The 20745-nt window shown below is 65.2% G+C and carries 20 protein-coding genes and 3 pseudogenes; 2 read left to right on the top strand and 21 right to left on the bottom strand.

Annotation, left to right across the window (positions count from 1 at the left end; genetic code table 11):
* Nucleotides 1-50: 50 nt before the first annotated feature.
* On the bottom strand, nt 51-416 hold the full coding sequence (locus tag GNX96_RS07830; RefSeq protein ID WP_163567549.1) for a hypothetical protein: 366 nt from the start codon (nt 414-416) through the stop codon (nt 51-53).
* A gap of 302 nt (nt 417-718) precedes the next feature.
* Here GNX96_RS07830 and GNX96_RS07825 point away from each other — a divergent pair, with 302 nt between their 5' ends.
* Nucleotides 719-1882, top strand: coding sequence for a helix-turn-helix domain-containing protein (locus GNX96_RS07825; protein ID WP_279579722.1), 1164 nt, complete (start codon nt 719-721; stop codon nt 1880-1882).
* A 4-nt stretch (nt 1883-1886) separates the two neighbouring features.
* Here the strand turns inward: GNX96_RS07825 and GNX96_RS07820 are convergent, their stop codons facing one another.
* From GNX96_RS07820 to GNX96_RS07745, 17 genes and pseudogenes are all read right to left on the bottom strand, one after another.
* Nucleotides 1887-2192, bottom strand: a complete 306-nt coding sequence (locus GNX96_RS07820; RefSeq protein WP_163567547.1) for a nuclear transport factor 2 family protein — start codon at nt 2190-2192, stop codon at nt 1887-1889.
* 403 nt (nt 2193-2595) lie between these two features.
* Complete coding sequence (locus GNX96_RS07815; protein ID WP_279579721.1) at nt 2596-3138, bottom strand: hypothetical protein; 543 nt, start codon at nt 3136-3138, stop codon at nt 2596-2598.
* On the bottom strand, nt 3135-4346 hold the full coding sequence (locus GNX96_RS07810) for a hypothetical protein (protein WP_163567546.1): 1212 nt from the start codon (nt 4344-4346) through the stop codon (nt 3135-3137). Before GNX96_RS07810 ends, GNX96_RS07815 begins: the two co-directional genes overlap by 4 nt.
* A gap of 1 nt (nt 4347) precedes the next feature.
* Nucleotides 4348-4653, bottom strand: coding sequence for a hypothetical protein (locus tag GNX96_RS07805; protein ID WP_163567545.1), 306 nt, complete (start codon nt 4651-4653; stop codon nt 4348-4350).
* Nucleotides 4650-4850, bottom strand: a complete 201-nt coding sequence (locus GNX96_RS07800) for a hypothetical protein (RefSeq protein ID WP_163567544.1) — start codon at nt 4848-4850, stop codon at nt 4650-4652. The genes GNX96_RS07805 and GNX96_RS07800 overlap by 4 nt, the downstream gene beginning before the upstream one ends.
* Nucleotides 4847-5137 carry a hypothetical protein gene (locus GNX96_RS49910; protein ID WP_279579720.1) on the bottom strand — a complete coding sequence of 97 codons (291 nt, stop codon included), beginning with the start codon at nt 5135-5137 and terminating at the stop codon, nt 4847-4849. Before GNX96_RS49910 ends, GNX96_RS07800 begins: the two co-directional genes overlap by 4 nt.
* A complete protein-coding gene (locus GNX96_RS07795) occupies nt 5128-6033 on the bottom strand; it encodes an MCE family protein (RefSeq protein WP_279579719.1) in 906 nt (301 codons plus the stop codon). The genes GNX96_RS49910 and GNX96_RS07795 overlap by 10 nt, the downstream gene beginning before the upstream one ends.
* 43 nt (nt 6034-6076) lie before the next feature.
* Complete coding sequence (locus tag GNX96_RS49905) at nt 6077-8905, bottom strand: MCE family protein (RefSeq protein ID WP_279579718.1); 2829 nt, start codon at nt 8903-8905, stop codon at nt 6077-6079.
* On the bottom strand, nt 8902-9234 hold the full coding sequence (locus GNX96_RS49900; protein ID WP_279579717.1) for an Mce/MlaD family protein: 333 nt from the start codon (nt 9232-9234) through the stop codon (nt 8902-8904). Before GNX96_RS49900 ends, GNX96_RS49905 begins: the two co-directional genes overlap by 4 nt.
* 1 nt (nt 9235) lies before the next feature.
* Nucleotides 9236-9436: a hypothetical protein gene (locus GNX96_RS49895; RefSeq protein ID WP_279579716.1), complete on the bottom strand. Its 201-nt coding sequence runs from the start codon at nt 9434-9436 to the stop codon at nt 9236-9238.
* Nucleotides 9433-10491, bottom strand: coding sequence for an MCE family protein (locus tag GNX96_RS07775; RefSeq protein WP_163567542.1), 1059 nt, complete (start codon nt 10489-10491; stop codon nt 9433-9435). Before GNX96_RS07775 ends, GNX96_RS49895 begins: the two co-directional genes overlap by 4 nt.
* A complete protein-coding gene (locus GNX96_RS07770; RefSeq protein WP_279579715.1) occupies nt 10488-11741 on the bottom strand; it encodes an MCE family protein in 1254 nt (417 codons plus the stop codon). The genes GNX96_RS07775 and GNX96_RS07770 overlap by 4 nt, the downstream gene beginning before the upstream one ends.
* Nucleotides 11742-11748: 7 nt before the next feature.
* Nucleotides 11749-12596, bottom strand: a pseudogene (locus GNX96_RS07765) (MlaE family ABC transporter permease).
* A 3-nt stretch (nt 12597-12599) separates the two neighbouring features.
* Nucleotides 12600-13356, bottom strand: a pseudogene (locus GNX96_RS07760) (MlaE family ABC transporter permease).
* Between the two features lie 138 nt (nt 13357-13494).
* Nucleotides 13495-14274 carry a hypothetical protein gene (locus GNX96_RS07755; protein WP_163567541.1) on the bottom strand — a complete coding sequence of 260 codons (780 nt, stop codon included), beginning with the start codon at nt 14272-14274 and terminating at the stop codon, nt 13495-13497.
* Nucleotides 14275-14414: 140 nt separating this feature from the next.
* Nucleotides 14415-14855, bottom strand: a complete 441-nt coding sequence (locus tag GNX96_RS60930; protein ID WP_313885605.1) for a DUF6801 domain-containing protein — start codon at nt 14853-14855, stop codon at nt 14415-14417.
* 65 nt (nt 14856-14920) lie between these two features.
* Entirely contained in the window at nt 14921-15532 is a 612-nt protein-coding gene (locus GNX96_RS07745) for a hypothetical protein (RefSeq protein WP_163567539.1), read from the bottom strand.
* A 921-nt stretch (nt 15533-16453) separates the two neighbouring features.
* Between GNX96_RS07745 and GNX96_RS07740 the strand changes: the two genes are divergently transcribed.
* On the top strand, nt 16454-17695 hold the full coding sequence (locus tag GNX96_RS07740; RefSeq protein ID WP_163567538.1) for an HNH endonuclease: 1242 nt from the start codon (nt 16454-16456) through the stop codon (nt 17693-17695).
* A gap of 547 nt (nt 17696-18242) precedes the next feature.
* Here GNX96_RS07740 and GNX96_RS07735 read toward each other — a convergent pair.
* The 3 genes and pseudogenes from GNX96_RS07735 to GNX96_RS62870 all read right to left on the bottom strand — a co-directional run.
* Nucleotides 18243-19154, bottom strand: a complete 912-nt coding sequence (locus GNX96_RS07735) for a DUF222 domain-containing protein (protein ID WP_279579741.1) — start codon at nt 19152-19154, stop codon at nt 18243-18245.
* A gap of 683 nt (nt 19155-19837) precedes the next feature.
* Nucleotides 19838-20212: a GDP-mannose 4,6-dehydratase gene (locus GNX96_RS62875; protein ID WP_390623944.1), complete on the bottom strand. Its 375-nt coding sequence runs from the start codon at nt 20210-20212 to the stop codon at nt 19838-19840.
* Between the two features lie 50 nt (nt 20213-20262).
* Nucleotides 20263-20745, bottom strand: a pseudogene (locus GNX96_RS62870) (NAD-dependent epimerase/dehydratase family protein); the annotation flags it as partial.

Genomic DNA, 20745 nt, shown 5'->3' with positions numbered 1-20745 from the left:
CATGGCCGTTCGCGGCAGGCCGATCAAACCGCCGGGCCGGAGCCGCAACATCAGCATCGACCGGCTGACCGTCGCCGTACGGACCGCTGACCACGGCCGCTGCATGCTGCCCACAGGCGTCGTCGTGTCCAGGGATTGCTCGGTAATCCGGTAGAGCAGGGTTGCCTCGGCATCTTCGCGACCTGCCGCCACGACACCCAGCCAATCAGCGTGGGCACGAAGAACACGAAGACACCCATCACGGTCAGAAAGACCACCGTGTAATCCACTTCTTGGGATGTGACCAGCGAAAACACGCCGCAGACAAGCATCAATGGGCCCAGCACGCGAAAGAGAACGAGGCGCCACCGCAGGCTCGCTCGCACCACCGCCCGGATGTACGCGCGATCGACCGGTACCTCGAAACTGATGTCCACCGACAAGCCTCCCGTGTCGGGTCAAAGGTAGCGGGTCCGAGGAGGTGTCCTTTTGGGGCACCGTGGTCGGTACGGACGATGAATCGTACGAAAGATGCCAATTTGGCAGCGCAAAGGCAGACGTCCGACCGATGACCAGAAGCGGCCACCTTCCACACAGCAGTTATGTCGCGAAAAGTAACCCGAATGTGGCCGTTCGGCGTAAAGGATTTCCCGTTCGGTGGGACAGGTCCCTCACAGAAGGGTTTAGCCTGCTAACTGTGGGCCAGCTCACTCTGTGGGCCAACGGGGAAGGGAGCACTGTGGCTGCGAACCTGCAGGAGGCCAGCCGATCGGGAGGTCCACCGCCGCGCCAGCTGCGGCAGTTGGCGGAGACGCTGCGGCCGGAGCTTCCCAGCCTGGCCGCCGAAATCATCGACGAAATCAGGCGGTCGATCCCGGAATACGCGCAGCCGCTGGACGGTCCGTACGGGCACGCGCTGCGGGTGGGGACGGCGGAGGCGATCACCGGTTTCGTGGATCAGCTGGGCGGGTTGCCGGTGTCTTCGATGCACCGGGACGAGGTGTGCCGGCGGCTCGGCGAGAACGAGGAACGGGCCGGCCGCAGCATGGATCCGCTGCAGGCGGCCTACCGAGTCGGCGCCCGAGTGGCGTGGCAGCGGATCATGAAGGTGGGGCGCCGCTACAGCTTCTCCAGCCAGGCGGTTTCCATGCTGGCGGACCGAATTTTCGCGTATATCGACGAGCTCGCCTCGCTCTCGCTGGACGGTTATTCGCGGGCGAAGGCCGGTTCCGCGCAGGCCCGCCGGGAGGGGCAGCGACGGTTGCTCCGGGCGATTCTGGTCGGTGCGAGCGATCTGGCCGAGCTCGCCGAGGCGGCCGAATGGGCGCTGCCGGCGACCGTGACGCTGGTCGCGGTCGAACCGGGTGACCTGCCCAATGACCCGCTGCTGTCGCCGTCGGTGCTCGCTGACCTGCATCCGACCGACCCGTGCCTGCTCGCTGCCGGGCCGATCGACGACCTGGAGTTGGGCAGACTTCGGGACGGCTTGGGGGAAACGCGCCTCGCGATCGGCCTGACCGTGCCGCTCGGCCAGGCCGCGGACTCGCTGCGCTGGGCGCGGCAGGCACTGCAGGTGGTGGACGAGCCAGCGGTACGCTGCGACGACCACCTGATCCCGCTGTGGCTCGCCTGCGATCCGGCGCTGGTCGAGCAAATCCGCGAGCGGGTGCTCGGCCCGCTCGACGACATGGCCGTCAAGCAGCGGGACCGGCTGGCCGAAACTTTGCTGGCCTGGCTGCAAACCCAGGGCAGCGCAGCGCTGATGGCCGAGCAGTTGCACATCCACCCGCAGACCGTGCGCTACCGGATCCGCCAACTGGAGGACGCGCTGCCCGGCCAGCTCCAGGACCCGGACGCGCGCTGGTCGATGGAGGCCGTGCTGCGACGCCGGTCAGACAAGTAGATTCTCAGCTGGTGAAGAAGTCGAGGTTGGCGATTTTCCAGACACCGCCCACCCTTACCGCGTCCACCGCGAAATGGGTGCCGGCGTAGCTCGCCTGGCCGGTGTCCGAGCGTACGTTGCGCTGGTCGGCGAAAACCAGCAGCCGGGCCCGATCGCCCTGCAGGCTCACCACACCGGCCGTCACCACGCTGGTGGTCAGCACCAGTTTCTGTTGCGGCGCCTGCTGCTTCACCAACGCGATCAACTTGGTGTATTGCTGGATCGCGGATCCGGTGAGCAACCGGCCGGCAGCCTTCTCGGTGGTGTCCACATGCGCGTAGTCGTACGAAAAAACGGTGTGTGACCGCGGTGGTGATCTGCCTTTTCACCGCCGCGGTGCCGGCCGCGTCGGTCAGCGCGGTGTTCGTCGCGGACGCGCTCGTACGCAGCTGCGATGCCTGCACGCCGCACCATGTCGCCGCGCCACCGAAAAGCACCGCGACGACCGCGAGCGCCGCCGGCCAGCGCCACGACAGCGGCTTTTTCTCGCCCACAGCGGGCTTTGTCAGCCGTACGGCCGGCACGACCTTGCCGTTGACTTCCTCGACCTCGTCGACCTGCGCCGGTTCGATGTCGGTTTGTTTCGCGGGCACCGCGTTTCCTCTCTCAGCCCGAGCCGGTGCCGATGGGCACCGGGCCGACGGCGGCCAGTTTCCAGCCGTCGTCCGTACGGGTCAGCTGTCCCTCGAAGCGGTTGCTCTTGTCGACCGGCGCGCCGGTCGACGGGTTACGGTGATCTTGAGCGCGACGATCACGGTCGCTGTGCCGGCCCGGTCGTCCAGCGTGGTCAGCGCCGCCTCCAACACCCGGGCGGTGGTGACGGTCTGCGCCTTCTGCAGCTGCGCGGTCACTTGCGGCCGGTTGTCGGTGAGCTGTTGGTGCAGGTCACCGGTGGTGGACTGGGCCCACACCGCGAGGCCCGCGGCGGCGTTCCGGTAGTCCAACGTGTTCAGGTTCTGGACCGCCTGCTCGCCGGCCTGACGTACTTCGTCCCGCAGCTGCGAATACCGCAGCGACTCGTCGTGCGCGGCCTGCTGGTACGACCAGCCACACCACCCAGCCGCCGCGACCGCTATCACCACCAGCGCGATCGCCGCGACCAGCACCGGGTTGACCAACAAGCGGTTGGCCAGCGGCTTTGTCCGCAACGCCGCTTTACTTGCGGCTGGCGCACCCAACGGGACGGTGCGGACAACACGGCGGAGCAGGGTTTTCACGGCTGCTCTCGTGTGATGACCGGCGGGCCGAGGGTGGCGTCGATGGTGTTGCCCGGCCCGGGAATCAGCTGGTTGATCAGCAACTGCTGGAGCAGGCAGTGCCCGAACGGCGGAATCGTGTACGTGCCGCCGACCGGCCCGCCGAGCACCGCGTTGAACCCGTCCTTGCCGGTCAGCTGGATAGTCGCCGGGGAGACGCTCTCGCAGTGCGGCCCGACCAGCGTCGGAATCCCGCCGACCTTGACGTTGCTGAGCCGGATGATGACCTTGGAGATGCTGGTCATCCCGCCGGTGTTCTGGTCGACCGTGCCGGTCGTCTGGCCAACGTTGACGAACGTGGTCGTCGCGGAAACCGGTAGCAGTCCGAGGATTTTGAAGGTCGACTGCGCCGGCGGCAGCGGTAGGTCGGCGGTGAAGGTCGACGTGTCCAGGTCCAGGACAGCCGACAGTTTGGTCGGCCCGAGAGTGAGCACCGACCCGGTTTTCTTGATCATCGACGTGCCGTTCACATCGTAGACGGCGTTCAGGATCGTGTCGGCCTGCGCCGCCGGCGCGGCCGCGAGGACCGCCCCGGCCGCCACAGCCAGCGCGACGAGAGCGGTCCACACCCGTACCGATAGCAGTCGTTTCATGATCGCGTTCCTTCCTCTCGGGACGCTCAGACAGCCTGGATAGCGCTGATCAGCCACCGGCCGTTCGTCCGGTCGGCGGTGACGAGCAGGTCGGCCGCCGCGACGGTGGCCGGCTGGCCGGCCCTTGCCGCGCGTTGGTCGCAGAAAAAAAAGCACAACCACGTGGTTGTCGGTGAGGGAGCTGACGGCGGTCGAGACGACCGTCGTCGCGACGGTTAGCTTCTGCTCCCCCGCGTGCGCGCTGACCTGGCCGAAAAGCAGCTTGTACTGAGCCGCCGCGGTGCCGGTCAACGCCTGGTCCGCGAACCGGCTGGTGGCCGTCGGATCTGTTGCGGTATAGGAAAAGATCCGGGCGACCGAAGCGGAGAGCTGGGTCGCGACGACCTGGCCTGCGGCCGGGTCGCGTACGGCCCGGTTGGTGGCCGCCACGCTGCCCCGCACCTTCGCCGTTTCCACCTGCAGCCACCCACCGGCGACCACGGCCACCAGGATGACCACGACCAGCACCGCGAAACCCCAGGGCTTGCGCGCCTTTTCCTGCTCCACCTGCGCCGGAGCCTGCATTGTCGTGGTCATCTCACGCCTTCCCAGTCGGTACGGGACTGAGTGAGCTGACTTTCCAGCCGGCGCCGGCACGGGTGAGCACGGCCCGATAGCGGTGCCGCTCGGTGGTCGGCGAGCCGCTGCTCGGGGTGATTTCCAGGCTTACGGTGGTCAAAAGTGTGGCGGTCCCGGCCGATTCGTCCATCGTCACCACCGCGGCCGCGGTGACCGTGCCAACCGCAGTGGCGCTGGCTTTGCGCAGCTGGCTGACGGTGTCTGCCTTTACCCGTACCAATTCCTGGTGCAGCGCGCCGGTGGTACACGACAGCCAGCGGTTCACGTCACTTCGGGGCTCTGCCGGCGAACCGTGGTGAGAGTGGCCACGGACTGCCGGCCAGCGCTCAAAACACCGTCCCGCAGCTGGCCGTACCGGACGGCGGAGCTGGCGTTCGCCTGCTGCAGCGTCCATCCGGACCAGCCGGCGAAGGCGACCGCGACAGCTAGTACGGCCACGCCGATTTTCCAGCGACGGCTCACTTCGACACCCCCAACAGCCCATCCATGCTGTTCGGCACCGGAGCCGGCGGGTCGGTCAACCCGGCGGCGGTGCCGGCCAGCGCCTGCGGCGGATCGACCACCGTCGGCACTCCCCCGCCGTACGGCGCGTGGGCGGAGCCGCGGACGAGAATGCCACTGCTGGCCGGAGAAGTGCATTTCGCCGCGGTGTTAAGTGGTGCTTGCGGGGTGGTGTCCAGACCGTTCCGATAGTCGGTGCCGCCATAGCCCGCCACGCATGGCAGCGGGTTGAAGAACGTCACGGCCATGCCCAGGTGCAGCGCGCGTTTCCTTGCACCACGGTCGATCCGATCGCGGTGGCCGTCGGGGTCAATGCGAGCAGCTGGTTCAGCGCGCCGGTTCGGGTCTCTACGACATTCGTCGTGGTGAGCAGGTTTGCCAGCAACACGCCCAAACCCGGGTCGGTGTCGGTGAGCAGGCCGCTGATCTGGGTGGCCGCACCGGGAGCGGCCGCGATCAGCCGGCGCAGGTCCGGGTCGGAGGTGGCCAGCTGGTGCGCGAAAAGTTTCGCGTCCCGGCCGAAAGACACCAACGCGGCGCTCTGGTCCGCCTGAGTTTGCAGGACCGTACGCCCATTCACGATCAGCGCCGAGGTGGCCGGCAGGTTCTGGTCCGCCGCCTGCACGAAGTCGCCGGTGGTGTCCAGCAGGATCTGCAGGTTCGGCCCCTGGTTCTGCAGCGCCGCGTGTAGTTCGTTGACCACCACCTGCAGCGACTCGGTCGGCACCGAGGTGGCGAAACTGTCCACGCTCAGCAACAAAGTCTGTACCGGGATCGGAGTTTGAGTCTGCTCGACCGCGATCGTCGAGCCGTTGCTCAGATACGGTCCGGAGTCGCTGGTTGGCCGCAGGTCCACATACTGCTCACCGACCGCGGACAGGTTGGTCACCACGGCCCGCGCGTTCACCGGGATATTGGCCGTCCCGTTGGTGATTTGCAGATCGACCTGAATACCGTCCGGAGTCAGCCGAAGCTCGCCGACCCGGCCGATCGAAACACCCCGGTAAGTCACGTCCGCATTGGTGTAAATGCCGCCCGAAGACGGCAGATTCACCGTCACGTCATAATAGCCGCGCAGACCCACCAGCGGGCCGAGGCCGGCGTACCGATAGCCGACGAAAGCGATGACCAGCACCGCGATCACCGCGAAGGCGATGACTTTCGCCCCCGTACTCCAACGGTCAACATCACGGGCTCCCGGTGGGACTCGGGCTGCCACCGGATGGGGACGGCGAGCCGGACGACGGTGCCGATCCGGAGGGCGACGAGGAGCCTGAACCGGACGGTTTGGGCTTGCCACCGGGGCGGCCCGGTGGAGATTGGCTGGGTGGGCCGAAAGTTTGGCCGGTGGTCGTTGGATTCACCGGCGGCAGTGGCAGCGGCACCGCGTTGTTCGCCGCGTTGCTGGGATTCGGGTCGGTAGGAGCGGCTGGCAACACCGGTGGGATCAGCACGGTCCCGGGTGCGGCGACCACCGACAGGTAGACGTTGAGGTAGTCACCGCGGATCGCGTTCAGCGAGTAATCCGTGAAGGGATAGGTGAAAAGCACCTGCAACGACTGCGGCAGCGCCTGCCCCGAGGCAGCCAGCTGGCGCAACGTCGGCTCCAGCGCTTTCAGATCCGCGACCAAGTCGTTCTTGCTGCGCTTGATCGTGTCGACGGCGACGCTGGACAGCGAATTCAACGCGGTCAACATCCGGACCAGGTCCGGCCGCTGCTGGTTGATCGCCTGCAAACCGGGCGGCAGCGACTGCAGCACCCCCCTGCTGATTTCCTGCCGCTGGTTCGCCAACGTGTGGGACAACTTGTCCAATGCGGTCAACGCGTCGGTGATGTCCTGGCGATGTGCGTTCAGCGAAGTGGCGAGAGTGTTGAGATTCGCCAGCAGGGAACGGATCTGCGGCTCGTTGCCGGACAAAGCCGAATTCAGCTCGCGGGTGATGGTCTGGATCTGCCCGATCCCGCCGCCGTTGAGCAGCATCGACAGCGCGCCCAACACCTCCTCGACGGAGGGGTTCCGATTCGTACGATCCAAGGGAATCGTCGCGTTGTTCACCAGCCGGCCGGTGCCCGGCTGGCCGGGCGGCGCACCCAGCTCCACATACTTCTCCCCCAGCAGGCTGCTTTGTTCCAGCCAGGCATAAGAATCCGCGGGCAGCTTCACATTCGCGTTGATCAGCAAGGTGAGATTCGCGGTCCAACCGTTGGTCGGCAGGTCGATGCTCTCCACCCGGCCGACCGCCACCTCGTTGACCTTCACCGCGGACTGCGGCACCAGATCCAGCACGTCGGCGAACTGTGCTGTAATGCGGTACGGGTGGGCACCCAGGTCCGCGCCGCCGGGCAGCGGTAGGTCGTAGATTCCCTTGTAACCGCCCGATCCGCAGCTGGCCAGCAGGGCGCCAGCCAGCACCGCCACCAGCAGGACGGAGAGTTTTCGAAGCGTACCGGCGGTCATTTCGCGCCTCCCGAGCCGTAGGCCTGGCCAACCGTGGGCAACGGCAGCGGCAGCGCCGGGCTCTTGCCGGCCGGCACCGGGGTGAGCTGCGATGGCTGTGGTCCCATGCTGATCTCGTTCAGGTTGGCCCGGCCGTCCAGCGTGTGGGTGTTCGGGTTGTACGCGGCCGCCAGGTTGGTCAACGCGAGCGGCGCGGTGTCCAGCGTCTCGGCCAGCGACGCCCGTTGCGCGACCAGGATCGCGGTGATCTGGGCGAGACCGTCCACACTGGACTTGAGCGCGTCCCGGTGGGTCTGGATAAACGTACGAACGAATCTGGGTCAGCGCGGTCGCCAATGTCTTCAGCGCGTTCGACAGATCCTGCCGATCAGCCGCGAGGAACCCGCCGACCGTCGCGAGTTGTTGTTGCACAGCACGGACATTCGCGTCGTTGTCTCGGAGCATGCCGGTGAACTGCTGCAGGTTGGTCACGGTGCCGAAGAAATCGTCCTTGGAACCGGCGAGGGTCCGGGTGGCCTTACCGAGCTGGGAGATCATCGTGCCCAGCGCGGCACCGTTGCCGTCGAGGTTGGCCGCCGATGTGTTCAGCAAGTCCGAAAGCGCGCCTTTGGAGTTCGCGCCGTGCGGTCCGAGCGCGTCGGACAACTTCGTCAGGCTGGCATAAAGCTGGTCGATTTCCAGCGGGGTAGCCGTTCTCGTGATCGGAATGACGGCGCCGTCCGACATCGGAGCGCCACCGGTGTAGGCCGGGCTGAGCTGCACGTAACGGTCCGCGACCACGCTCGGCGACACGACCACCGCGCCGGCGTTGGCCGCCGGCGCGTCCACGTCGCCGTCGAGGGTCATGGTGACCCGCACCTCGGTGCCAGCCGGGGTCACCGTGTTCACCGTGCCCACTCGTACGCCGAGAATGCGCAGGTCCGACCCGGGATAGACGCCGACCGTCTGGGTGAAATAGGCGGTGATGTGTTTCGCTTTGACGTCAGCGAAGACCCACCACACCGCGGCGGTCAGCACGAGCAGCACCACGACCCCGGCGGCGGCCAGCACCCGCCATCTTCCGGCGGTCATCAGTTGCCTCCGTTTTTGGGCGGCTCGCAGCCAGTCGGCGGTCCGCTGCCCGGCGGCAGGTACGACGGCGGCACGACCCCGCACACGTACGAGTCCAGCCAGTGGCCACTGCCCATCGTGTTGCCGATCAGCCGGTAGTACGGGCCGGCCAGCGCGAGAGCCTGGTTCAGGTTGGCCTGATTCTGTTTCAGGACCGACAAAACCGTGTTCAACGACTGCAGCGTCGGCCCGAGTTGGGGTCTCGTTGTCCCTCACCAGGCCGGAAATCTGGGTGGCCAGCGACTGGGTGCCGGTGAGCAGTTGGCCAATCGCGGTGCGCCGCTGGGCCAGCTCGTTCAACAACAGGTTGCCATCGGCAAGCAGCGCGTCGAATTCGCTGTTGTTGGCGGCCAAAGTGCCGGTGATCTGGCGGGTGTTGGCCAGCAGCTGGGCCAGTTGCGCGTCCCGGGAAGCGATCGTGGTGGACAGCGCGGCCAGCCCGGTCACCGCTGAGCGTACGTACGGTGTGGCGCGCCAGCGAAAGCGCTGGAAATAGCCTGAAAGCTCGCCGCCAGCTGGTCCGTGTCGATCGCCCCGACAGTGGCCGACAGGCCGTTGAATGCCTGCACCACGTCGAAAGGCGAGACCGTACGGGCCCGCGGGATCGTCGCCGACGGGTCCTGGTCCTTCGCCCCGAGCGGGTCGACAGAGAGGAATTTGGCGCCCAGCAACGTCTTGATCTTGATCGCCACCGTGCTGGCGTTGCCCACCCACGCGTTCTTCACCCGGAAGGTCGCCTTCACCTGGGCGCCGTCCAGCCGTACGTCGTCGGTCACGTCACCCACTTTTACCCCGGCGACGAGCACGTCGTCCCCCCGGTTTGAGGCCAGCGGCCTCACTGAAATCGGCGCTGTACGCCGTACCAGCTCCCACTACCGGCAGGTCGTTCCAGTAGAAGGTGAGCAGCCCGATCAGCGCCATCGCGACCACGCCGACCAACGCGACCGCTATCGGATTACGCTCTCGCAGTGGCTTCACGGCGTTCCCACCGCCGGGCCCTGCTGAGCGAGGCAACGGCCGTCCTTGATCGGCCGTCCGGTCGGCGGCTGGCTGCCGTCCGATGTGGACAGTCCGGTCACGGTGGCCGAGCAGAGGTAGAAATTCAGCCAGGAACCGTACGACGCGAGGGTGCCGATCCGACCGAACTTCACCGGCAGGTTCGTCAGGAAGGAGTTGAGCTCCGGGGTGTTGCTGGCCAACGTACCGGAAAGTCTGCCGAGCGAGGCGATGTCGCTCTTCAGCGGTGCGCGGCCCAACTGCAGCAGGCCGGCGGTGCTGGTGGTCAGGTCGGCGATGCCGCTGACCGCGTCGCCAATGGGTGCGCGGTCCGCCGCCAACCCAGAAACCAGTTGTTGCAACGTGACGATCAGGTCAGTCAATTGCCCACCACGCGAGTTGATGGTGTTCAGCACCGCGTTCAGATTGTCAATCACCTGGCCGATAACCTGGTCCTTACTGGCAAGCGCGGTGGTCAGCGTGGCGGTGCTGGCGACCAGGCTGGTCACCGTGGTCCCGTCGCCCTGCAACACCTGAACGATCTCGTTGGACAGCTTATTCACGTCTTCTGGCGACAGGGCCTGGAAAAGTGGCTGGAAACCATTGAAAAGCGCGGTCAGGTCCAGCGCCGGGGTGGTCTGGGTGACCGGGATCAGGCCACCTGGCGCCATCACCTCGTCCACCGGCCCGGTGCCGCGAGCCAGGTCGATATAGCGCTGGCCCAGCAGGTTCATATTTTTGATGGCCGCCGTTACCGAAACCGGCAGCCGACGGCCCGGGTCCACCGAGAACCGGACCTGCGCGAGCCGTCGGTCGGCGATCTGGATCGACTCGACCTGGCCGACCCGAACCCCGGCGATCCGCACTGTGTCCCCCACCTGCAGGCCGGTGACATCGGTGAACTTCGCCGCATAGTCCGTGCCGCCACCGAGATTCCCGTTCACGATGGTCAGTGCCAGAATGCCGGTCGCCACCAAGGTCACCAGCGTGAACAAGCCGCTTTTGACCAGTGCTCCGGTAAGACTGGGTCGTCTCATTGCAGCGTCACCTCCGCGCCGCGGTAGATCGGGCCGACCAACACGCTGCTCCAGTCCGGCAGCTGCGACGGCGACTGCCCGACCTGAGGTGCCACCAGCTCGTTCACGAACTGGTTCTCGGTGGCCGAGTTCGGCAGGCCCAGGCCGCCATTGGTCGTACTCACCGTCGGCGGCGTTTGCGGCGACCCCACACCGGTCGCGGTGAAAGGCCGGTCGGTCGGATAGCAATGTGGCTGACCGCCGCCGGAATACGTGGGGGTGTCCTTGCCAGGCAGGTAACGGCCACGCGACGGCACCGAGTCGATCTTGACGTGCAGGCCCGGCTGGTTGGTGCCCTTTCCCAGAACTTTGTCCATCACCGGCACGAAAGCGGCCATCTCGGCGAGCACGCACGGATATTCCGGCGAGTATTTCGCCAGGATCTGCAGGGCCACCCGAGAGTTCGCGGACAGCCGGATGATGGTGTTCTTGTTCCTGCTCAGAAAGGTCTCCAGGTCGGCGGAGGTCGAGGTCACCGACTGGTAGAGCGTCTCCAGGTTCGTCCGCTGGTCCAGGATTGTCTGGGTGGTGACACTGAAATCGTTCAGCGCGTCCACGATGTCCGGCGCGGCTGACGCGTACGCGTCGGCGACCGTCACCAATTCATGGATGTCGTTAGTGAGGTCGGGGAGCTGCGGATTGAATTTCGTCAGGTAGTCGTCGAGCTGGACGAGCGTACGCCCGAGCTGCGGCCCTCTTCCTTGCAGTGCCTGCGAAATCGCCGTCAACGTCTCGGCCAGCTTCTCCGGCTGCACCGCAGTCAGCAGCGGCAGCATGTCGCCGAGCACCTTGTCCAACTGGATCGCCGCCGCGCTGCGATCCAGGTCGATGGTGGCGCCGTCGCTGAGCTTTTCCGGGCTGGGCGTGGCCGGGATCAGCAGCGCTACGTACCGGTCCCCGAAAAGCGAAGTCGGCAACAACTGCGCGGTCACGTTGGCCGGCAGCATCGGCACGTACTGCGGGTCGATGGCCAGCCGCAGCCGGGCTTGGCTGCCATCGCTGGAAATCTGCCGCACCTGCCCGACCACCACTCCACGGACCTTCACGTCTGCGTCCCGGTGCATCTGGTTTCCAGCCGTACCAGCCAACAACGTCACCGAAAGCGCCGAACTGAACGCTTTCTGGTAAAAACCGCCACCGAGAGGCTGGCCAGCAACACGAACACCAGCAGGAACGCCACCCCGACCAGGCGGCGTCCGGTTTTGGACCAACCGCGCCTCATCCGGCGACCTTCACCGTCGTGGTGGCTCCCCAGATCGCGAGGCTCAGGAAGAAATCGGTGATGCTGATGGTGACAATGGCGGTGCGTACGGCCCGGCCTACCGCGATGCCCACACCCGCCGGTCCGCCGCTGGCCCGGTAGCCGTAATAACAATGCGCGAGGATCACCATCACGCTGAAGATGAGCACTTTCATAAAGGACCAGAGGACGTCTTCAGGGGGTAAGAAGAGGGTGAAATAGTGGTCGTACGTGCCGGCGGACTGGCCGTCACCGAAGACCGTGATGGCCCTGGAGGCGGCGTAAGAGGTGAGCAGCCCGAGCGCGTAGAGCGGCACGATCGCGATCGCGCGCCGGCCAGAATCCGAGTGGTGACAAGATAGGGCACGCTCGGCAGGCCCATCACCTCCAGCGCGTCCACTTCCTCGGAGATCCGCATCGCGCCAAGCTGCGCGGTGAAACCGGCGCCGACGGTGGCCGACAGTGCCAGGCCCGCGACCAGCGGCGCGATCTCGCGAGTGTTGAAATACGCCGAGATGAAGCCGGTGAAAGCCGCGGTGCCGATCTGGTTCAGCGCCGCATAGCCCTGCAAACCCACCACCGTGCCGGTGAAAAGGGTCATCGCGACCATCACGCCGATCGTGCCACCAATAACACCAAGGGCACCGCTGCCAAAACTCACCTCGGCCAGCAGCCGGATGATCTCGCGGGTGTAGCGATGGACCGTACGTGGCGTCCACCCGATCGCCTTGACATAGAAAATCAGCTGGTCGCCCAAAGCGTCCAACCACGCCAGCCGACGATCCAGGAACCCCGTTCCCTGATCGCTCGCGTAGGGATTCGCCATTGCTCAGCCACCCTTCGGCGGAACGATCTGCAGGTAGATCGCGGTCAGGATCAGGTTCACGAAGAACAGCAGCAGAAACGTGATGACCACCGACTGGTTCACCGCGTCGTCACCGACACCTTTCGGGCCACCACGCGGATTCAGTCCCCGGTACGCGGCCACTACTCCGGCAATATAACCGAAGATCAGCGCCTTGATCTCGCTAATCCACAAATCCGGCAGCTGCGCCAGCGAAGAGAAACTCGCCAGGTACGCGCCCGGAGTGCCGCCCTGCATGATGACATTGAAGAAATAGCCACCCAACACGCCGACCACCGAAACCATGCCGTTCAGCAGGACAGCGACCAACATGCAGGCCAAAACCCGCGGCACCACTAGCCGCTGGACCGGCGACACCGCCAGCACCTCCATCGCGGCGATTTCCTCGCGGATCGTACGGGCACCGAGATCCGCGCACATCGCGGACCCACCGGCGCCGGCGATCAGCAGCGCTGTCACCAAAGGACTCGCCTGCTGGATGATCGCCAGCACACTCGCGGCGCCGGTGAAACTCTCCGCCGCCGAATCTGCTGGGTCAGCGATCCCAGGTGCAGAGCGATCACCGCGCCGAACGGAATGGACACCAAAGCGGTCGGCAGGATCGTCACGCTCGCGATGAACCAGAACTGCTCGATGAACTCGCGGGTTTGGAACGGCCGCTTGAAAAAAACAGCCTCGCCACGCTGCCACCGAGCGCGAACAGTCGGCCGGTCTGGCGCATCCCGCCGACGGCCTTGCCCAGCACCGGAATCTCGCCCCAGTCGCGGCGCGGCGGCGGCGCGGCGGCGCCGAAGCACCGGGCGGGCGCCCCGCGGGCGGCTGCGTCTGGGTTGTCATCGCGATGTCCTCCGGTGGGCTTTCAACGCTTGGGTTCCGGGATAACCGGCGGGCACTGGTATGGCACCGGCACTGGGAAACAACCCGGCCCCTGGGTCATGCGCATGAAGTTGCCCGGCCCGGAAATGGACGCGGTGAACAACCCGTCCAGGTCCTCCCCCACCCCGCAGTCGGCGAACCGTGGGATCGTCACGGTTCCGGCGAAAGTGCCGCCGGTGTCGGCCGCGTAGTCACCTTCCGCGTTCAATGTCAGGAACAGGTTCTCGAAGGTGTGACAGTTTGGTCCCACATCAAGGGAAGTGCCATTGACCTTCACCTCGTAAATCCGCAAGGACATCTGCACGGTCGAAACGGTGGTAGTGATGTACGTGCCGTCCGGTTGTGCCGCGGAATGGGTCTTAATGACCATGATCCCGACCTGCGTGAGTTGCATAGTCGCCGCCGTCGGCATGAAGCCGAAGGTCAGGAAGGTGCTTTTGGCCGGTGGCAGCGTCAACTGCCCGTTGGCGACCACGTCCACATCGCCGGTGACCGGGTCGAAGGTCGCGTCGAAGATTTTGAGGTCGATCAACCCCGGGCCGACCAAGGCGGCCCCGTTAAGCTTTTGTACGTCGGAATAGCCGACGAGGTAGGCCGAAGCGGGCGTCGAATTGGGCTCGTCGTCCAACCGGCCGGCGGCGGACTTGTGCGTACCGGCCGCGCCGACTTTCAGCGGCCCCGCCGGGCAATCGTGAAATGCCAGAGCCGGCACTGTTCTGGGTCGCGGCCACCGGCAAGGACGCCAGCTGCGTACCGGAGTCATCCGTCGTCGTACACATGACCTGGGTGTCTTTGGCCCCTGCTGAGGAAAAGGTGAGAGTCAGCTGGGTGGCCACAAAGGACAGTCGACCGGGAACGGCGGACGTCACCGGCTGCGCTTTTCCGTTCGCTTCCCAGCCGATATCACCACTGGGCGGCGCCGACTCGCCGGTCGCCGGCGGCACGGCCGTTGTCGTGGGGGTGGCCGGGAAAGTCCAGGTCGTACGAGCCCCGATCCCCGCGATCGCTGGCACCACTGTCAACTGCGCGCTCGCGCGCGGTCGAGCCACTGGCGATGCCGGTGGCGGCCGGCACCGTCAGGCTGAGCCGAATCCCGCTCGGCTGAATGGGCTGTCCGACCGCGCCGGCCCCCGGCAGGGTAACCGCCACCCGCGCGGCCACTGGCTGTGTCCCGGATGGCTGTGTCCCGGAAGGGAAGTGGCAAGTGAACGGGACAGGCACGTCGGCGTTTTGCTGTGCGGTAGCCGAACTGGACCCACCAGTGAGCCCTGCGGCGATCGCGAGGACACCTGCTCCGATCCAGACAATCGACCGACGGCCGGCCTGTCGCCACCTGCCACGCATTCACACCTGCCCTTCTGTCCGAGACACAGCCATCCAGGACGTTGCGTTCGCCAGACCGCTGCGACTTACGGGCTGGTGATGGCGATCGTGTTCGGAGTGATCGTGTACGCGCCGCTGAAGGTCGGGTGGTCACCGTTGTGGATGAGCCCGAAACAACCGCTGGCGCCGGAAACCGTCAGCTGCGTACCAAGAGCGGCATTCAGCGTCGGGTCGACATTAAGCACCGCGGTGCTGTTGGTGTACGTGCCGGCCACCGAGCCGGACACCGTGGCCGCACAGCCCGGGCCACTCAGCGCCGCCGTGACGTTCGTGATCGTGCCCTGGGTGACGCCGCTCGCGTAGTTCACCGCGTTCAGGGCCCACACACCGCTCTGCGTCACGGTGAACGTCAGGCCGGCCGGACCGGTGCAGTGCACAAAGGTGATCGACGTGATCTGCGCGATGTTGGTGCCGGGCAGGCCGGTCCCGTTCGCGATCGTGCCACCGGCCGTCGAGGAGGTGCATTTGAGGACGACGCCACCATCGGTGAGGGTGGTGGTGCCGGCCGCGCCGCTCAGCGTGCCGCCCGGGCTGCCAGTCACGCTCCACGTCGGAGCGGCCTGCGCCGGCGCCGCGCTCAGGGCCATCGCGGCAGCTGCTACGCCGGTCAAGAGAATACCCGCTAATCGCTTACGCACTTTCCTTCTCCTTCTTTCTGGCTGCGAGCTCTGGACGACTGCGCACCAGGGTCGACCGTTCTGTGGGGCACCAGACACCGCGCCAGCACGCGTTTTCCGGCCCAAGCCGCCCCGGCAAGGGTTTTTTCCGGCAACGGTTTTCCGTGCTCCGCCACAGAGTTTCGGCGACGTTGCTGTCCATCGGGAACGGACGCCTGCTCCACCACCACCTCCCGTGGCTAGTCGCCTTTCTCACCGGTCCCGATCCGTCGGGAACGACGGTCCGTGCTGACCTTGCTGCGCCGTGAGAACGTACGCACTGGGGCACCGGTTTTCCAAGGCCAGCAGGCACTTTCGCTCGAGCCGGCGGCGGATGTCCGGTTTTGCTCATCCGCCGGTAACAAAGTGGCAGATCCGCGTTTGTCCATTAGTGACAAAGACCACGGCGCTCTACTGACTGGTATCTACCGGTGAGTAGAGTCCCGGTACCGATCAAGAAACCGGCTATGAGCTGGTGATCTGAACCGTGTCAGGACTGATCTGAGCGGTCTCGTTGACAACCGGATGGTCCCTGTTGTGCGCTCTCGTTGAAGCAGCCGCTGACGCACGACAGAGACGAACGTGGGATCGCCCTCACCGGCATATGCGGCGGGTGACATAGCGCCCGTAGTAGTCGTAGGAGTCACGCCCTACCAAGGGGGCGGGAAAGCCGGCCGCAGGGCGAAGGGGGCACAGGTGATTGGAGACAGCAGCCCGCTCCAGCACCAGCGGTCTCGAAATATCAGCCCCACGCTCCTGAGCCTTACTTCAGAGACCCAACGTTCTCGCTCGCAAGATTTGAACGCGCGCGCTCCACGTTTCGTTGGAATCATTGTGAAAGTATCCATTTCCTGATTACCCGTACGCCATCAAACTGTCGGTGCCGGCGGTAGAATTAACAGCATGGCCGCCGGCGACGACACCACCACTCCAGAACTCTGGAGGTGTGACCCGGACGAGCTCGGTGAGCTGCTGCAGGCAAAGGAGAAAGCGGTCCGGCTACTGCAGGTCGAGGTGTTGGACATTGTCGCGGCGATCCACCGGGGAAACGTCGGCAAGACGCTCGGGCACCGCAACACCCTGGGCATGCTGCAAGACCTCCTGCGACTGTCCCCAACAGAGGCGTCCCGACGCTACAAACGAGCGCTGAACCTGTGCCCCAGTCAAGCCCTGACCGGGGAAACACTCGCACCCACACTCAGCATCGCCAGTGAGGCGATGCGTCGCGGTGAGCTCGCGGACTCTCAGATCGACACGATTGTTGGGGTCATGACCAGGCTCCCGGCCAGGGTGACCATCCGGGATCGTGAGGAAGCTGAAGCGTCCCTGGTAGAGCACGCGAAACGGTACACCGCACCCGGCCTAGCCAAAGTCGGCCGTCGGATCCATGATCACTTGGACCCTGACGGTCCGGCGCCCTCCGAACACGAAAACGAGAAACCACGCAGAGAACTATCCCTGCACACCGGGACAGACGGACGCCTGAACTTCACTGGCTCGTTCGACGGTGAAACCGGCACCCTCTTCAGTGAGATTCTGAGCCCACTGGCCAAACCTCGTCCGGCTGAGAATGGTACCCCTGATCAGCGGTCGGTGTCTGAGCGCAACGGGGACGCGCTCGCGGAAGCGTTGAATCTGATCGCGGACTCCGGGAAACTCCCCATCCAGGGCGCTGAGCGGCCGCATCTGACTATTACGATGACGTGGGAAATGCTGCGGGACCGGCTCGGGGTCGCGTACCCGCACAGTGGCGCACCGATTTCCCCAGAGGGCGTCCGCCGGCTGGCTTGTGACGCGGACATCATCCCGATGGTGCTGGGCAGCGACAGCGTGCCCCTTGATGTTGGACGCAACGAACGACTCATCACACCAGCCCTACGCAAAGCCCTGATAGCACGAGACAAAGGCTGCGCCAGATGCGGCCGACCACCCCGCTGGACCAGAGGGCACCACGTGCAGCACTGGGCCGATGGTGGGCATACTTGCCTTGAAAATTGCGTGCTCCTGTGCGATCGCTGCCATCGTTTAGTGCACCACGGTGGTTGGGATGTACGCATTGTTGACGGAATCGTTGAATTCCTGCCGCCCGCGTACGTTGACCGCGAACGAAGACCCATCCGCGGGATTAATCAGCTCGCTGCATAGAAAAATCCACCCGGCCGCCGGGCAGCACCACGCCCGGCGGCCCACAATCCTGCAGACGAACCATCACCCCTTCGTTCTCAGCAGACCTGAACCCGAGAACCACCGACAAACAGCGCCAGATTTAGCAGCGACACACTACTACCAAGCCGGTAGTGAGTTAAGGGATATTTGAGGCGTGGCGTAGGGTGGTTGACGGAAGGCATTTTGGCGGTGTGGGAGGTTGTTGGCCCATTTGTGCAGCAACCGTCCGACTGCGGTGGTCGCCAATTTTTGGCGGCGAGCAGGCGAAGATTTACTGTTACTAGCGGGCCGGGCCCATCCTCGTACCGGTAGTTAGCAAGCCCGTTGTCAACCGCGGGCCGGCCAGCATCCAGTGCCAGGCGGTCCTGTGGTTGGCGATAGACAGCCATAAACCAAGTCCATTCCGTCACACCATCGTCGGAAAGTCGACTATGACATCCGCGCGTCTTGGCAGTAGGCGTGCGTGACCGAGCGACTCTCGCTGGCCGTGGTGAGCCCGGGATCACCGGGGGCGTCCTTCCTACCGTTAGAACGGTGGTGGTGGGTATTCGTCGTTGGGTGTGACGTCGTACGTTCGACCGGTGGGGCTTGTCCACAGGAATCGGCCTGGTGTTGGTTGGGTGACGGTCCAGCCGTGTTCTTTGATGTCGTTGTGGAATTTGCAGGCTGGTCCGGTGCTGTCGTACGCGGTCTTTCCTTCCGGGTCGCGGCAGGGGATGGTGTGGTCGAATTCGCAGGTGGCGGCGGGTCGGTTGCAGGCGGGGCCGCAGCATCGTTGGTCGCGTGCGTTGACCAGGTCCCGTAGCGCTTTGGTGGGGGCGATAGCGCGTACGGCCATGGTCGATGACCACTCCGCTGACGGGGTCGGTGAGGATTCGGTACCACTCACTGTTTTCGTCGCCGGCGAGTTCGCGGGCGCGTTGCGCGCGGTCATCGGGCCGTAGCCACTCAGGATCGCTGGGTTGTCGTCCAGGCCCATCAGCGTGGTGGCGTCTACGCGGAGTTCGATTTTGGTGCGTACGTTGCTGGGGACGCCGAGACAGAGGTCGGTGAGGGCGTCGGCGCGGAGTGCGTCCATGGTGCGGGTTTCGTCTTTGGTTTTAAGGCTGCGGGCGATGGTGTCGATGCGACGGTAGATCGCTTCGGCTGATTCGGCGGGCAGGAACGCGCCGAGCAGAGCCATGCCGTCTTCGCAGGGTTGTTTTTCTACTCGCCTCTCGGAGACGAGTTTCTTGCGGCGGGTTTCGGCGGCGGCTGGGTCGATTTTGATGACCTCCCGGCGGGCCCTGTCCCGGATCGATCGAGGCGTTTTCGAGTCGGCGCCGGGTAGCACCTTCTCTTCGACTTTCCGGGCGTCTTCGGGTGAGAGGTGGCCGACCTGGTCCGCGAACGTGAACGCCTTACGCAGGTCAAGGGCGCCGTGAGACATCCCCGCCATCGTGTCCGGCACTCATGGACCAGTTGGTACGCCAAATTCAACCGCTTCTGAGCCGCTGACAGGCTCCAGGTCAGGGATGCGGCGATTTCACCGGCCGCGTATTTGGAGAATGGTGCGCCTACTGCTGGGCGGGCGTTGGTGAAGCGGTCCATGAACCGCATCTGCATCGCCTGCGTATACGAAATCACCTTGTCCAGCGTCTCGACCGCGGCCAGCGCGGTGTCAGCGTCGGCTCGGCCGTACCGGTCGAGTTCTTCCAGCATCTGCAGGGGGACCCAGCTGGGTGGCATGGTGCGCCACGGTTGCTTGTTGGGGTCGGTGAATTCCGGTCGCCGTCGTTTTCTGCTCATGACCCGATTTTACTGGCTGCCATCGACAGTCGGGCTGCCAGTTTTCGTTTCTGTGGATAAGAAACGGACCACCTAAATGCCCCTGTGGAAACCCCTGTTTCAGAGCACGCTCTGGCGTCCGACAGAGGCGGAATATTCGTCGCTCTTCCAGCTCTTCCAGCTCTGCCCGCCACAAACGGTCGCCCCGGCGACAGGCCCATGTTGCGCAGCAACCGTCCGACTAACACTTGACCAGCCGTAGCACCAGCCCATCGGCCACGTCCGGGGAAAGTCCACTACAACACCCCCGCCTTGGTAGATGACCTGTTCCAAGGTGGTCAGTGGTCGGCGGAATTACACCGCTGATTTGTCTCGGATACTGGTGCGTGGCCAGCCGGCCCAGGCTGAGGCGACCATTTCGGAGAGGTCGAACTTGGCTCGCCAGCCAAGTTCGGCTTCGATCCGGGTCACGTCCGCGACCACCTCGGCGGGGTCGCCTGGGCGCCGAGCAACGACGGTTGGTTCGAAGTCGCATCCGGTGATGGTTTTGATCGTGTCGAGCACCTCGAACACGGTGCTGCCGTCGCCGCGACCCACGTTGTACGTCCGTCGGGTAAACCGCTGCTCCAACAGGTCCACTGCCTCGACGTGCGCGGCCGCGAGATCGAGGGCATGGACGTAGTCGCGTACGCACGTGCCGTCGCTGGTCGGCCAGTCATCCCCGAACACCTTCGGTGGTACGTTCTGCTGCAGCGCGGCGAAAAAACTCTCGGGATGAGGTTGTCGCCACCACGGTCCGCCAGTTGCGCGGTGGCCGCGCCGGCGACGTTGAAATACCGCAGGGAGATATAGCCGATGTCGTGCGCCGTCGACGCGTGGGCGAGGATCTTCTCGCAGTTCAGCTTGGACTCGCCGTACGGATTCTCCGGCCGGCAGTCGGCGTCCTCGGAAACCGGGGAAACGTCAGTGGTGCCATAGACCGCCGCGCTTGAGGAAAGCACGACCCTGCGCACATCGGCCCGGATGGCCGCGTCCAACAACGAGATCATGCCACCCACGTTCTCGTTGTAATAGAAGATCGGGTGGCGAACCGAATCCGGAGCGGACTTTCGTCCGGCCAGATGGACGATGCCGCGGACGTCGTGCTCGCGAATGGTCGACTCGACCAAGGCGGTGTCCAGGACCGATCCCACACGACCAGCGGTGTTCCGACCGGAATGCGCTCTGCCACGCCGGTGGACAGGTCGTCCAGGACAACACAT

Origin of the sequence: Fodinicola feengrottensis, assembly GCF_010993775.1 — a bacterium.
Lineage (GTDB): Bacteria > Actinomycetota > Actinomycetes > Mycobacteriales > HKI-0501 > Fodinicola > Fodinicola feengrottensis.
This window is presented reverse-complemented; position numbering and strand designations above follow the sequence as displayed.